This window comes from Roseovarius pacificus (assembly GCF_900142665.1).
Taxonomy (GTDB): domain Bacteria; phylum Pseudomonadota; class Alphaproteobacteria; order Rhodobacterales; family Rhodobacteraceae; genus Roseovarius; species Roseovarius pacificus.
This window is the reverse complement of sequence record NZ_FRBR01000010.1, coordinates 47,630-61,011: the sequence shown is the minus strand read 5'-3', so window position 1 is coordinate 61,011 and position 13,382 is coordinate 47,630. Positions and strand designations below refer to the sequence as shown.

12 protein-coding genes are annotated in these 13,382 nt (G+C 61.6%); 3 read left to right on the top strand and 9 right to left on the bottom strand.

Translation table 11 applies throughout. The features are described from left to right. Positions 1 to 88 precede the first annotated feature (88 nt). The 3 genes from BUB53_RS15450 to BUB53_RS15440 form a co-directional block, all read right to left on the bottom strand. Positions 89 to 955 (bottom strand): branched-chain amino acid aminotransferase, encoded by an 867-nt coding sequence (locus BUB53_RS15450; RefSeq protein ID WP_073035687.1) that lies wholly within the window; start codon positions 953 to 955, stop codon positions 89 to 91. Positions 956 to 1,090: 135 nt separating this feature from the next. Continuing rightward, a complete protein-coding gene (locus tag BUB53_RS15445; protein ID WP_073035686.1) occupies positions 1,091 to 1,576 on the bottom strand; it encodes a VOC family protein in 486 nt (161 codons plus the stop codon). A gap of 111 nt (positions 1,577 to 1,687) precedes the next feature. Next, positions 1,688 to 2,257: a VOC family protein gene (locus BUB53_RS15440; RefSeq protein ID WP_073035685.1), complete on the bottom strand. Its 570-nt coding sequence runs from the start codon at positions 2,255 to 2,257 to the stop codon at positions 1,688 to 1,690. A gap of 161 nt (positions 2,258 to 2,418) precedes the next feature. On the opposite strand from BUB53_RS15440, the gene BUB53_RS15435 reads away from it, so the two are divergent. Then, positions 2,419 to 2,976: a L,D-transpeptidase gene (locus tag BUB53_RS15435; protein ID WP_073035684.1), complete on the top strand. Its 558-nt coding sequence runs from the start codon at positions 2,419 to 2,421 to the stop codon at positions 2,974 to 2,976. Between the two features lie 26 nt (positions 2,977 to 3,002). On the opposite strand, the gene BUB53_RS15430 is transcribed toward BUB53_RS15435, so the two are convergent. Then, entirely contained in the window at positions 3,003 to 3,470 is a 468-nt protein-coding gene (locus BUB53_RS15430) for an Lrp/AsnC family transcriptional regulator (protein WP_073035814.1), read from the bottom strand. Positions 3,471 to 3,598: 128 nt separating this feature from the next. Here BUB53_RS15430 and BUB53_RS15425 point away from each other — a divergent pair, with 128 nt between their 5' ends. Beyond that, entirely contained in the window at positions 3,599 to 4,648 is a 1,050-nt protein-coding gene (locus tag BUB53_RS15425) for a Glu/Leu/Phe/Val family dehydrogenase (RefSeq protein WP_073035683.1), read from the top strand. 56 nt (positions 4,649 to 4,704) lie between these two features. Here the strand turns inward: BUB53_RS15425 and trpS are convergent, their stop codons facing one another. Continuing rightward, on the bottom strand, positions 4,705 to 5,733 hold the full coding sequence (gene trpS, locus BUB53_RS15420) for a tryptophan--tRNA ligase (RefSeq protein WP_073035682.1): 1,029 nt from the start codon (positions 5,731 to 5,733) through the stop codon (positions 4,705 to 4,707). 74 nt (positions 5,734 to 5,807) lie between these two features. Here trpS and BUB53_RS15415 point away from each other — a divergent pair, with 74 nt between their 5' ends. Continuing rightward, on the top strand, positions 5,808 to 6,494 hold the full coding sequence (locus BUB53_RS15415) for a rhomboid family intramembrane serine protease (protein ID WP_073035681.1): 687 nt from the start codon (positions 5,808 to 5,810) through the stop codon (positions 6,492 to 6,494). A gap of 9 nt (positions 6,495 to 6,503) precedes the next feature. On the opposite strand, the gene BUB53_RS15410 is transcribed toward BUB53_RS15415, so the two are convergent. From BUB53_RS15410 to BUB53_RS15395, 4 genes are all read right to left on the bottom strand, one after another. Further along, positions 6,504 to 8,000, bottom strand: a complete 1,497-nt coding sequence (locus BUB53_RS15410; protein WP_073035680.1) for a phospholipase D family protein — start codon at positions 7,998 to 8,000, stop codon at positions 6,504 to 6,506. A 10-nt stretch (positions 8,001 to 8,010) separates the two neighbouring features. Continuing rightward, entirely contained in the window at positions 8,011 to 9,552 is a 1,542-nt protein-coding gene (gene murJ, locus BUB53_RS15405; protein ID WP_073035679.1) for a murein biosynthesis integral membrane protein MurJ, read from the bottom strand. A 212-nt stretch (positions 9,553 to 9,764) separates the two neighbouring features. Beyond that, entirely contained in the window at positions 9,765 to 10,520 is a 756-nt protein-coding gene (locus tag BUB53_RS15400) for a sulfite exporter TauE/SafE family protein (protein WP_073035678.1), read from the bottom strand. Between the two features lie 78 nt (positions 10,521 to 10,598). Next, a complete protein-coding gene (locus tag BUB53_RS15395; protein ID WP_073035677.1) occupies positions 10,599 to 13,367 on the bottom strand; it encodes a [protein-PII] uridylyltransferase in 2,769 nt (922 codons plus the stop codon). Between the last annotated feature and the right edge of the window lie 15 nt (positions 13,368 to 13,382).

The window sequence follows — 13,382 nt, the reverse complement described above, 5'->3', positions numbered from 1 at the left end:
CGAAACGCTGCGTTAAGGCCGCAGAGCAACCCCGCCGGAAACCGCATCGGTATAACGTCGGTATCGCGTCGGTATGATGTCGGTGCGCTCAGCCCCCGGATGAGGCCCAGTCCCAATAGAGATCCAGCACGCGCCGGGTCATCGGGCCGATCTGATACTGCGTATCTTCGAATGCGGTGACCGGTGTGACCTTCATCATGTTGCCGGACAGGAATACCTCGTCGGCGCCGTGGAAGTCCTGAAAGCTCATGACGGTTTCATGCACCGTAACGCCATCGGCCCGCAGGTTGGCGATGTGCCGCGCGCGGGTGATGCCCGAAAGGAAGGTGCCGTTGGGTACGGGCGTGAAGACCTCGCCGTCCTTGACAGCGAAGACATTCGCCGTGGCGCTTTCAGCCACATTGCCAAGCGCGTCGGCCACAAGCGCGTTGCCGAACCCTTTGGCCTGGACCTCGGCGATCATGCGGGCGTTGTTGGGGTAGAGGCAGCCCGCCTTGGCGTTCACGACCGCATCTTCCAGAATCGGGCGGCGGAAGCGTGTGCGCGCCAGGGTGGTGGAACTGCCCGGAGGCGCCATAGGCGTGGCTTCAAGACAGATGGCGAACCCCGTGCCGCCTTCGTAGTCGGGCATGACACCGAGCGGCCCGCCACTGATCGACCAGTACATCGGGCGGATATAAACGGCGGTCTCGGGGCTATAAGCCTTGAGTCCCTCCTGCACGATGGCGACCATGTCGTCGGCGGCGACGGTGGGTTTGATCATCAGCGCTCTGGCCGATGCGTTGACCCGTGCGCAGTGCTTGTCGAGATCAGGCGTCAGGTCGTTCGCATAGCGCGCTCCGTCGAATACCGTGGTGCCCAGCCATGACCCGTGATCGGCCGCCCGCATGACGGGCAAATCGCCGTCATGCCATGCGCCGTCGAAATAGGTTCTGATCTCTGTCCCGACTGCCATTGTTTACCTCCTGCATTCGGGCGCAGATTAGGCCGGTTATATGGGAGGGTCCAGCCCGCCCGCGCCCGCGGATATGTGAAAGCAACAGGCTGGCCCCGGTTGTTGTGCGCCGGGATGATTGCGGACAGTAGAAGGTCATGGAGCTTCGGCCAGCAGGGCGTCGAGATCGAGCGGTGCGTTGCTCATGGCGATCTGACCGTCGGCGCTGCGTGGCCAGTCCTCGGGAGCGCGATCACGGTAAAGTTCGACTCCGTTCCCGTCCGGGTCCGAAAGATAGATCGCCTCGCTGACGCCATGATCGGCAGCGCCTTCGATGGGGATACCGGCGGCAATCACCCGGCGCAATGCATCAGCCAGCTGCGCCCGGTCCGGATACAGAAAGGCAGTATGGTAGAGGCCGGTATGGCCCTTGGGGGCAGGTGTGCCGCCGAGGCTTTCCCAGGTGTTCAGCCCGATATGGTGATGGTAACCGCCCGCACCCAGAAAGGCGGCGCGGTCGCCCCATCGTTGCTGCACCTCGAACCCGAGGACGCCGGAGTAGAAGCCGATGGCGCGGTCTAGGTCGGACACTTTCAGATGAACATGGCCGATGGAGGTTTGTGGATGGACAGGGGTTGGCATGGGATGGTCCTTTCGCGTGTGTTGATACACAGCTAGACGACCGGGCATTTTTGAACAATTCTGCAAATTTTGGCATGATTTGTGCGTTTTTGCCAGATGTGGGCGGGGATCTTATGAGCCCTGGTCGGATGACAGGGTTTGTTGGGTTCGGGCGACAAGCCGTTCAATCGCGTCGGCAAGATGCACTTCCTGAATGTTGTAATCGCCTCGCTCGACGCGGATACGGTGCGCCTCGATCATGACATCGGCGTGGCTGCATCCGCGTGGCGGTTCGAAGCGGTAGCAGGCCAGTTCGATCAGCAGACCGAGCGGATCCTTGAAATAGATCGAGTCCATGAATCCGCGATCCTTGGGGCCGGAATGACCGATGCCGCGTTCGGTCAGGCGTTCGGCCACCTGCGAAAAGGTGGCGCGGCTGACATTGAATGCCAGATGATGCACACACCCCGGATCGGTCGGTGTGCGGTTGTGGACGGGTTTGCGGGCTTCATTCGTGAAGACCGTGATCAAACGCCCGTCGCCGGGATCGAAATACAGGTGGCCTTCGTCCGGATCGTCCAGGTTTGGCTGATCGAAAACGAAGGGCATGCCAAGCACACCTTCCCAAAAGTCGATGGATGTTTGCCTGTCGGCTCCGGTCAGGGTGATGTGATGCACCCCTTGGGTTTGCAGTTTGCGCATGACGGTGTTTCCCTTTTCTCAAGGGTATGGTGCGAATGTGTTGTTTCGCAAGGTATCTGTGCCTTTTGATCCTGCTCGCCCAAGATTTCGTGATTTGCATGTGAACGAATGATTTGCCCCTGTCTCGCCCGAGGTAATCAGACAGAATGAAGAGGTTTATCATGACAATGGGCAAGATGACCCGGCGAGGAGTGATCGCGGGCGGCGCGGCCATGTTGGCGGCACCGGCGGTTTGGGCCAGTCCGGCAGAAGGCGTGCGGCACAACGTATCGGGCTTTGCCGCCATTGATTGGCGTGATCATTTCGATACGCTCAAGGGTGGTGCGATCGTGGCCGATACGCAATCGCGGGCGTTGCATTTCTGGTCGGAGGATGAAAGCATCTACCGGCTGTTTCCCACCTCGGTTCCGCGGAGCGAGGACCTGACCAGGCTGGGCTATACCCGGATCATCAAAAAGGTCGAGGGCCCCTCCTGGACGCCGACGCCGTCGATGCGCGAGCGCGATCCGTCTTTGCCGGTGACGGTCCCGCCGGGGCCGGAAAACCCCATGGGCACCCATGCGCTGCATCTGTCGTGGCAGTATTATCGGATTCACGGCACCCATGACACGCGCAAGATCGGGCGCAAATCATCGGATGGCTGCATCGGGCTGTATAACGAAAAGATCGCAGAACTGTTTGGGCTGGCCAATGTTGGGACACAGGTCAGGCTGATCTGAGCCGGTCGGATGCATGGCCCTGCCGGTCACCCGGTGTGGTCCGGTACGGGCAGGGCATTGCGCCGTGTGATGGTGCGTAAGGCAAAGTTCGAGCGCAGATTGCGGATGCCGGGAATCGGCATCAACCGGGTTTCGAGAAACCGGTCGAAGGCCGTCAGATCGGCGGCCACGACCCGCAACAGGATGTCGCGCGAGCCGGTCATCAGATAGCATTCCATGACTTCTTCGCAATCCTTGATCGCGCGTTCGAAGGCGTCGATGGCGGTGCGGTCCTGTTTGTCGAGTTCGACCGAAACAAAGATCGTTACGCCAAGCCCCAGTTTGTTGGCGTCGACGCGCGCGCCATAGCCGGTAATCACCTTCTCGGCCTGCAATCGTTCCAGTCGCCGGGCGCAGGGCGTGGGGGACAGGCCGACGGTTTCGGCCAGATCGGTGGTGGTCATGCGCCCGTCTTCTTGCAGGGCAGCGATAATGCGGTGATCTATACGGTCCATATGGCGAATATCTCCAATATAAGAGAAAATCATATATGAATTCTCTAAATCCATCTCGTTGTTCGGGCAAGTTTGGTGAAATCGGCCTGTCCTGTTTTGCTATGCAAGAGGAAAGAGTTGGAGGTTCCATGAAACTGATTCCCGTTGACGCGCCAGGCCATGAACAGGTTGTTCGCATCGAAGACTCCGAAAGCGGCCTGAGCGGCATCATCGCCGTGCATTCAACGCAACTTGGCCCGGCGGCGGGTGGGCTGCGGATGCGACCCTATGACGGTTTCGAGGCCGCACTGGAGGATGCGCTGCGCCTGTCGCGGGGGATGACCTTCAAGAACGCGGCGGCGGGATTGCCGCTTGGCGGCGGGAAGGCGGTGATCATCGGCGATCCGGCACGGGACAAATCGCCCGAGGTACTGCACGCCTTCGGCCGAGCGGTCGAGGCGATGCAGGGGCAGTACTGGACGGCCGAGGATATGGGCATGACCCCGCGCGACATGGCCGAAATCGGGACGCAAACCGATTACGTGGCGGGGCTGGCCGATGGGGCATATGCCAGCGGCGATCCGTCTCCGATCACCGCGCGGGGCATATTCAACGCGATCCATACGACGGCGCGGCATCGGTTCGGCAGCGCCGATCTGACCGGGCGGCGGGTAGCGATACAGGGTTTGGGGCATGTCGGCCTGCATCTGTGCCGGTTCCTGCACGGGGCCGGGGCGCGGTTGGTTGTGACGGATGTATCGGATGCTCCGATGCGGCAGGCGGTCGAAATGTTCGGGGCACAGGCGGTTGCGACGGATGCGATCTATGGTGCCGAGGCCGATATTTTCGCGCCTTGCGCTATCGGGGCCATCCTGAACGAAATCACGATTCCGCAGTTGCAGGTCAGTGCGGTGGCCGGAGGCGCGAACAACCAGTTGGCCACGGCGGATGACGGGCAGCGCCTGCATGAGTGCGGTATTCTTTACGCTCCGGATTTTGTGGCGAATGGCGGCGGTATCATCAACGTGGCCACCGAGATTTTGCGCATCGGGAACCGGGAAATCTGGGTCGGTGAAAAGCTGGAGGCGCTGGACGATACGATGGACCGTATCCTGACCCGCGCAAGGCAATTGTCGGTCAGCCCCAATGGCGTGGCCGAAGCCATCGTGACCGAGCGTTTGCAGAAGGCGGCAGCCTGAGGGCCGCACAGGCCGGGGCGCTGCGATGCACGCCCCGGCTATGACTCTCTGCCCGCTCAGACCTGTGCGGGTTGGACCATGCCGATGATGTCGTAGGTCTGGCGCAGGATCGGATGCGCAATGGTGCGGGCGCGCTCGGACCCGTTGGCGAGAATGCGGTCGATTTCACCGACATCCTGCATCAGCCGGCCCATCTCTGACGAAATCGGCGCCAGTTTTTCCACCGCCAGTTCGGCCAGTAGCGGCTTGAACTCGGAAAACGGTTTGCCGCCCATGTCCTGCATCACCTGATCGACGCTTTGATCGTTGAGCGCGGCAAAGATGTTGACCAGATTGCGGGCTTCGGGGCGGTCCTCCAAGCCTTCGGTGGTTTCGGGCAGCGGTTCGGGATCGGTCTTGGCCTTACGAATTTTTTTGGCGATGGTGTCGGCATCGTCTGTCAGGTTGATGCGGCTCATGTCCGAAGGGTCGGATTTCGACATCTTCTTTGAACCGTCCCGCAAGCTCATGACACGCGTGGCTGCACCTTCGATCACTGGCTCGGTGATCGGGAAGAAATCGACGCCATAGTCGTTGTTGAATTTGATTGCGATGTCGCGGGTCAGTTCCAGATGTTGTTTCTGATCCTCGCCCACGGGAACATGCGTTGCGTGATAGACAAGAATATCTGCCGCCATCAGTGCGGGGTATCCGAACAACCCGAGGCTCGCCTGCTCGGCGTTCTTGCCGGCCTTGTCTTTGAACTGGGTCATGCGCTTCATCCAGCCCATGCGCGCCACGCAGTTGAACACCCACGCCATTTGCGTGTGCTCGGGCACCTGGCTCTGGTTGAACAGGATGGATTTTTGCGGGTCGATCCCCGAGGCGATGAAACCGGCGGTCAGTTGGCGCGTGGCATGACGCAATGCATCGGGTTCTTGCCAGACGGTGATCGCGTGCAGATCGACCATGCAGAAGATCGACTCGATCCCTTCGTTCTGGCTGTTGGCGAAGCGTTTGAGCGCGCCAAGGTAGTTGCCAAGCGTCAGGTTGCCCGAGGGCTGGATGCCCGAAAAGACACGCGGGGTAAAGGCCGCCTCGGTCATGGCTCATCTCCGTGGTGGATTTCTGTGCCCGCCTCGCTTACCCATGGGTCAAAGCCCCGTCAAGGAGAGCAGGCATGAGCAGCCCCCAAACCGACAGCCCCGTTAATCCGATTCCGCCTGTTGTGGTCGCCTTGTTTCTGGCGATCATCGTGATCGAAGCGGTGTTTTCGCTCGGAACGCGGGGGATGATCGGCGGGCCCGAGGCCGTGGGCTGGCGGCAGGGCGCCATTCAGGATTACGGGTTCAATGCCGAGATTTTTGGCTGGATGCTGCAAAACGGGGTTTGGCCGCTGGAGCATGTGAAGCGGTTCGTCACCTATGTCTTTGTCCATGGGTCATTCACCCATGCGTTATTCGCCGGTGTCATGCTGTTGGCGCTTGGCAAATTCGTGGGCGAGGTGTTTTCGCAATGGGCGACGCTGCTGTTGTTCATGACCTCGGCTATCGCGGGGGCCGCCGTTTTCGGATTGGTTGCCCCCGAACCGCCCTGGCTGATCGGGGCTTTTCCCGGCGTGTACGGGTTGATCGGCGGGTTTACCTATCTGCTGTGGTTGCGCCTTGGCCAGATGGGGGAAAATCAGGCAAGGGCGTTTTCCCTGATCGGTATTCTGATGGTGTTGCAGTTGATTTTCGGGCTGCTGTTCGGATCGAACAGCACATGGCTGGCCGATGTATCGGGCTTTGGTTTCGGCTTTTTACTGTCGTTTTTCCTTGCCCCAGGAGGGTGGGCCAAGATCCGTGCCAGGATACGGCACCGCTAGCGCGCGGAGTCAGAACATCTTGGAAGGCAGGACAGGCAGGAACAGGGCAAACCGCCTGTTCCGCTCATACGGGTAGGGCATTACGAAACCTTCGCGTTCGTCCGGGGACAGCGCGGCATTGGATTGTGCGGCCTTGTGCCATGTGCTGGCCCTGGTCGTATCTCCCTGATCGAAGTGATCCCCCAGCCATTTGCGTGCCAGTTCTTCGCGCAGGTTCTGCACCACGGCGGGATTGTCGAAGGCGATACTGGCCTCGGTATCCCAGTGCATCGAACGACCGTTCAGGTTGGCCGATCCGATCATGCCCCATTCATCGTCGATCAGTGTCAGCTTGGCATGGACATAGACGATAGGCGCCCCTTCGAGGGCACCGTCCTCATCCGGTTTCGTGTTGCGCGGCTGCACCGGGGATATGGCGACCATCCGCTCGCCAAAGGCTTTGTGGCATTGGCGCAGGTTGCGAACTTGCAGGGCTTGCGCCAGCCGCGCATCGAACCCGTCATCGCCATCAAAAATCACCCGTTCGGGTTCGGTTGGCATCAGCAGGATCAGGTTCAGATCCGGATTACGGCGTCCGGCATCGGCCAGGGTGCGGGCCAGTTGCCGGTGGCGGAAAAACTGTGTTTCGATGTAGATATGGCGCCTGGCCCTGGCGAACGCCTTGAGCAGTACATCGAGATGCTCGGTGACGTGATCGTCGGGGCCAAGCGCCGAATAGGTCAGCCTTGGCATCGAAATGGTGCGTACAAGACGGGTGTCGCCGTTGGGTTGCGAAGCCGTGGCAGGAGGCAGGTGTTCGCCCTTGTCGCAAAGTGACGGGGCCTGCCAATCGAGCGCGCGGTTCCATGTGTCGATGAAATGCGCGCGGATGTCCTGACAGATCGGGCCAGAGGTTTCGGCGCTGATGTCATGCCATGTCTTGTCGGCCTCGCGCTCGTGGTCGGGTGAATCGTAACGTCTTTCGTTTACATCCAACCCGCCGATCACGGCGCGGTGCCCGTCGCTGACCGCGAATTTCTGGTGTAGGGTGACCGGGCGCAGGCGCCCCCCGCGTTCGAGGATTTGCTTTTGCAGATCGGTCAGGGCCTCGGGTGGATCGTTGCGCAGGTCGGCCATTTTCGAGCGAATCTTGCTGCGCAGGGCCCACATCCACAGGCTGCCCGCGAATTGCCCGTGCGGGGCGCAGAGAACGTCGCAATCGCCGCTCATCGCATCGGCAAAGCCTTTGGCATTGGTCCAGGCCGAACGATGCAAATCCTTGGTAAAGATCGCGTCGAAATCCGAGACGATCATGCGGATACGCACACCCCGGTTGCTGATGTGACGCAGCAGGCTTTTCCAATCGGTCAGCCCCCTATCCAGCAACTCGGGAGAGCGCAGAGCGGTGTCCGGATCGAAGATGCGGAAGGACAGGAACAGTTCCTGTTCGGCCTCCCAGGCGATGCGTTCGAGCGCGGGAAAGACCTGTGCGGCGGTGATCAGGGGTATGAGGGGCGTATCGACCATGCCCGTCAGCTTACCCGGTGCGCCGCAGGTTGCGGAAGTCCTGTATGCGGAAGGCGCCGATCAGGTGGCCAATGCCGAAATAGCTGACGATGCCTGTCGCGATCAGAACCAACAGCGCGATCCAGCGCAGGCCGGGCATTCCGAAGAACGGGCTCAGCAGAACATGAACGCCCCAGACGATTACCCCCATCAACGCCGAGGCGGCGAGGATGCGCCAGATGCGGCGGTGGAACCGGTCGTCGAAGCGGGCAACGTCCCCATAGGCGCGCGCGCCATGCATCAGCAGCCAAACCATGACCCAACCGGCGACGGTGGTGGCGATGGCCGCCGCGATCCAATCGAGCAAAAAGGCCAGACCGATGGCCAGAACGGCATTCACGATCATAGCGACAACCGCATAGCGGAAAGGGCTTTTGGTATCTTCGCGGGCGAAGAACAGCGGTTGCAGGATTTTTTGCAATACAAAGGCCGGCAGGCCGAGACCATAGATCGCCACTGCCAATGCGGTGGCGGCGGTATCGTCGGTTCCGAAGGCGCCGCGTTCGAACAGGACCGAGACCAGCGGTATGGGGACGGCGACCAGTGCGACCGCGCAAGGTACCGTCAAGATCAGGGAAATCTCGGCGGCGCGGGAATAGGCCGCGCGCGCGCCGGTGTGATCCTCGACCTTCAGGCGGCGTGACAGGTCGGGCAACAGGACGATGCCAACGGCGATGCCGACCACGCCAAGAGGCAACTGATACAGACGGTCGGCGGAATAGAGCCAGCTGACTGCCTTGTCATAGTTCGAGGCGACCTGCTGGCCCACCAACAGGTTCACCTGCATCACTCCGCCGGCCAGGGCGGCGGGGATCGCGACGCGGACCAGGCGGGCCATGTCCGGGGTCCAGCGGGGGCGGACGGGGCGGATGTGCAGCCCCGCATTGCGAGCAGCGATCCAGACCAAGGCCAGTTGGGCGATGCCGGCAAAAGGTATGGCCCAGACAAGAGCGTGGGCCACTGCCCCCCCTGTTTGAGCGGCGAAGACCATGGCGGCGACCAGCATGACGTTCAGCACCACCGGCGCGGCGGCGGCGGCGGTGAATCGTCCCACGGCGTTTAACGCCCCGGAAAACAGCGCGGCCAGCGAGATGAACAGAATATAGGGAAAGACCACGCGACCGAATTCCACTGTCAGGTCAAAACGTTCGTCCCCGGCAAAGCCCTCGGCCGTGGCCCAGACCAGCGCCGGCATGAACAGCAGCGCCAGCCCGGTCAGCATCAGAAGCACCAGCGACAGTCCGGACAGCGCCAGAGAAGCGAAATGCTGGTGATCCTCGTGGCCTTCGTACTTCTTTGAAAACATTGGAACAAAGGCGGCGTTGAATGCGCCTTCGGCAAAGAAGCGGCGGAACATGTTGGGCAGGCGAAAGGCGGCGACGAAGGCATCCATCATCGCGCCCGGCCCCAGATAACTGGCAATGAGAACGTCGCGCACGAAGCCCAGCATCCGGCTGAGCAAGGTCCACCCGCCGACAGTCAGGACACCGGATAACAGGCGAACGGGTCTCATGGGCAGGCCTTCGGTTGGGGCGGTTCCGATCACGCTTAGCGGATCGCGAGGCGGTGGGGAAGGGCGGGAAAACCGGGGGATGCAGGGCGTGGGTGGCGAATCGGCGTTAATACGCTGAAATCGCGGCAAAAGCCGGATCGGCAAAGCATCGGTATCACGTCGGTATTGCGTCGGTGCCGGGGGCGGTGCGGGCCGGGGTTAACGGGGCGTCCTCAGCCACCCGACACCAGACGCCAGAAAAACACCGCGCTCATCCCGAACCCGATCAGGGCGATCAGCAGGCGCACAGTGGATTTCGGCAGGGCGCGGGCCAGCGGAGCCCCGGCATAGCCCCCTGCCGTGGCGGCGGCCATCATCATCAGCGCCTGCGGCCATGCCACCAGACCGGCCAGGGCAAAGACCGCCACGGAAATGGCCGAGATTGCAAAGCTGAGGCCGTTTTTCAGCCCGTTCATCTGGTGCAGGTCTGTCATGCCCCACATGGCGAACAGTGCCAGCAGGACGATCCCGAGGCCGCCATTGAAATACCCGCCATAGAGGCTGACCACGAAAAGGCCGAACGCGCCTTCGGGGGTGACGCTGCGGGCGTGGGTGGCCGCCCATGCGCGGATGCGGTCGCCAAACAGAAAGACGATTGTCGCGGCCAGAAGCAGGAAGGGCACCACGACCGAGAACGCCTTGTTCGACGAGATCAGCAGCAAGCCCGCGCCGGTGACGCCCCCGGCCAGAGAGATCAGGCCAAGGCGGAGCAGGCGGGGCCGGTCGATACTGGCCAGTTCGGCCCGGAATCCGAGCGCTCCGCCAAGATAGCCCGGAAACACGGCAACGGCACTGGTGGCGTTTGCGGCCACGGGTGGCACCCCGGTAAAGACCAGTGCGGGAAAGGTCAGGAACGTGCCGCCGCCCGCGATGGTGTTGAGCACACCCGCGCCAAAGGCGGCTGCCAGCAGAATCAGGATATCGGTCATGGGAATGGCACCTGTCACAAAAAGCAGGGGCGCGGAAATCGCGCCCCGGTGCGATGTCGGTGATTTGGCGGGCCGGTGTCAAGCGGTGGCGCGTTCCACCCCTTCGGTGATGGCGCTGCGCAGCTTCTTTTCAAGAGCCTTTTGCTTGGCCTCCGAGTGGAATTTCAGGCCGAACATATCCTTGACATAGAAGGTATCGACCACCTGCTCGCCATAGGTCGCGATCACGGCCGAGTTGATGTAGATGTTGTTGTTCGCCAGTGTCCGGGTGAGATCATAAAGAAGGCCGGGGCGGTCACGGGTATCGACCTCGATGATCGTGTAGATTTCGGACCCTTCGTTATCGAAGGTGATGTGTGTGGGCACCTTGAAGGCGCGTTCGCGCTTCTTGATCTTGTCGCGCGATCTGATCGCTTCGGTCGCTACGATTTCGCCCTTCAGCGTCTTGTGAATCATGTCGCGCAGGCGCGGAAGGCGTGCGGCCTCATAGGGGTGGCCGTCGGCATCCTGTATCCAGAACACGGCGGTCGCGAAGCCGTCTTTCGATGTGTAGGTGCGCGCATCGACGACATTGGCCCCGACCAGGGCCAGTGCCCCCGCCAGCCGAGAGAAAATGCCGGGATGATCGGCCAATGCGAAACAGGCGCGGGTGGCGTCGCGGTCTTCGTCGATGGCAAGGTCGATGGCGATTTCGTCGGCCTCCAGATCGCGCAGCAACCGGGCGAAAACCACATGCGCGGTTACGTGCAGACCCTGCCAGTAGGGCGGGTAATGGCGCGCGGTTTCGCGCTTGAGGTCCTTGGCGGGCCAATCGGTCAGGGCTTCGCGCAGGTTGCGCTTGGCATCCGAGCCGCGCTGTTCGCGGTTGAGGTCCTCGAGCCCGCCTTCCATGGCGCGCTGTGTCTGGCGATACAGCGCCCGCAGCAGCGAGGCCTTCCAGTTGTTCCAGGTGGTCGGGCCGACGCCGCGGATGTCGCAGACCGTCAGCACGCACAGCAAATCCAGCCGGTCCTTGGTTTGCACGGCCTTGGCGAAATCGCGCACCGTGCGCGGATCGGCAATATCGCGTTTCTGCGCCATGTCCGACATCAGGAGGTGATAGCGCACCAGCCATTCGACGGTGTCCACCTCTTTGGGTTTGAGACCGAGCCGCGGGGCGACCTTGCGGGCGATGCGGGCACCGACGATCGAGTGATCCTCGTCCCGGCCCTTGCCGATGTCGTGCAACAGCAGGGCGACATAGAGAACCCGGCGGTTTACGCCAGCCTCGAGAATCGAACTGGACAGGGGCAGGTCATCCGTGCGTTCGCCGCGCTCGATCTGTGCAAGGTTCGAGATGCACTGGATCGTATGTTCGTCCACCGTGTAGCTGTGATACATGTTGAACTGCATCAGCGCGACGATGGGCTCGAATTCGGGGATGACAGCCGACAGCACGCCCAGTTCGTTCATCCGGCGCAGGGCGCGTTCGGGATTGCCGTGTTTCAGCAACAGATCGAGGAACAGCTTGCGCGCCTTGGGATCGTTGCGGAAGGTATCGTCGATCAGGTCGAGATTGGCGGTGACAAGGCGCATCGCGTCGGGATGGATCAGCAGGCCGGTGCGCAATCCTTCCTCGAACAAGCGAAGCAGGTTCAGCGGATCGGACAGGAACGCCTCTTCGTCCAGGATGGCCAGGCGCCCGTGGACCTCGGTATAACCTTTCTTGAGCTTGCGCTTGCGGCGGAAGATGCGTTGCAGAAGCGGTTGGGATTTGACATGGGCCGCTTCCAGCTTGGTCAGGAAGATGCGGGTCAGGTCGCCCACCTGCGTCGCGTGGCGGAAATAGTCCTGCATGAACACTTCGACCGCGCGGCGCCCGGCGGTGTCCTTGTAGCCCATGCGCTCGGCCACTTCGACCTGAAGATCGAAGGTGAGCTGATCGGTGGGGCGCCCGGTAATCAGGTGGATATGGCAGCGCACCGCCCAGAGAAAGTTTTCGGCCGTGGCGAAGGTGTCGAATTCGTCCTCGGTGAACATGCCGACATCCACCAGATCGGCGACGCTGTCGACGTGATGCAGGTATTTGGCGATCCAGAACAGCGATTGAAGATCGCGCAAGCCGCCCTTGCCTTCTTTCACGTTGGGCTCGACCATGTAGCGCTGACCGCCCTGTTTTTCGTGGCGGGCGTCGCGTTCTTCGAGTTTGGCCTCGATGAATTCGCGCTCGGAGCCATCGAACAGTTCATGCCAGAGGCGTTTCCTGAAGTGGTCGGCCAGTTGCCGGTCGCCAGCCAGGAAGCGGTTTTCCAGAAGCGCGGTGCGAATCGTGAAATCTTCGCCGCCCAGACGAAGGCAATCGCGGATCGTGCGGCTGGCATGGCCGACCTTCAGGCGCAGATCCCACAGGATGTAGAGCATCGATTCAATGACGCTTTCGGCCCAGGGGGTGATTTTGTACGGCGTCAGGAACAGCAGGTCGACATCCGACTGAGGGGCCATTTCCCCCCGGCCATAGCCGCCGACCGCAAAGACGGTGATCCGCTCTGCTTCGGTCGGGTTGGCCAATGGATGGATATGGCTGGTGACGACGTCGAGGGCGGTCAGGATCACGCAATCTGTCAGCCAGCTATAGGCGCGCACGGTGGGACGCGAGGCAAAGGGGCGCTCGGCCAGTCCGGCAGCGATTGCATCGCGCCCGCGCCTGAGCTGATCCGACAGGATACCCACGACGGCCTTTCGCAGGTCGCTGGTGTTCCCGTCGGCCTGTTTGGCGGCGGTCTCGATCCGTTTGGCGACCGTCGCGCTGTCGAAGATCTCGGGGGCCGGGCAGATCAGGTCATCCGGCTGCGGGATCAAGTCTTTCATTCTGTTCCTTTGTCG

Excerpts from the sequence above, each read along its gene's own strand:
- BUB53_RS15435 (WP_073035684.1), top strand. The coding sequence starts at position 2,419 with ATGACAATGGGCAAGATGACCCGGCGAGGAGTGATCGCGGGCGGCGCG.
- BUB53_RS15415 (WP_073035681.1), top strand. The coding sequence starts at position 5,808 with ATGAGCAGCCCCCAAACCGACAGCCCCGTTAATCCGATTCCGCCTGTT.
- trpS (WP_073035682.1), bottom strand. The coding sequence starts at position 5,733 with ATGACCGAGGCGGCCTTTACCCCGCGTGTCTTTTCGGGCATCCAGCCC.
- BUB53_RS15450 (WP_073035687.1), bottom strand. The coding sequence starts at position 955 with ATGGCAGTCGGGACAGAGATCAGAACCTATTTCGACGGCGCATGGCAT.
- BUB53_RS15400 (WP_073035678.1), bottom strand. The coding sequence starts at position 10,520 with ATGACCGATATCCTGATTCTGCTGGCAGCCGCCTTTGGCGCGGGTGTG.
- murJ (WP_073035679.1), bottom strand. The coding sequence starts at position 9,552 with ATGAGACCCGTTCGCCTGTTATCCGGTGTCCTGACTGTCGGCGGGTGG.
- BUB53_RS15425 (WP_073035683.1), top strand. The coding sequence starts at position 3,599 with ATGAAACTGATTCCCGTTGACGCGCCAGGCCATGAACAGGTTGTTCGC.
- BUB53_RS15430 (WP_073035814.1), bottom strand. The coding sequence starts at position 3,470 with ATGGACCGTATAGATCACCGCATTATCGCTGCCCTGCAAGAAGACGGG.
- BUB53_RS15395 (WP_073035677.1), bottom strand. The coding sequence starts at position 13,367 with ATGAAAGACTTGATCCCGCAGCCGGATGACCTGATCTGCCCGGCCCCC.
- BUB53_RS15440 (WP_073035685.1), bottom strand. The coding sequence starts at position 2,257 with ATGCGCAAACTGCAAACCCAAGGGGTGCATCACATCACCCTGACCGGA.
- BUB53_RS15410 (WP_073035680.1), bottom strand. The coding sequence starts at position 8,000 with ATGGTCGATACGCCCCTCATACCCCTGATCACCGCCGCACAGGTCTTT.
- BUB53_RS15445 (WP_073035686.1), bottom strand. The coding sequence starts at position 1,576 with ATGCCAACCCCTGTCCATCCACAAACCTCCATCGGCCATGTTCATCTG.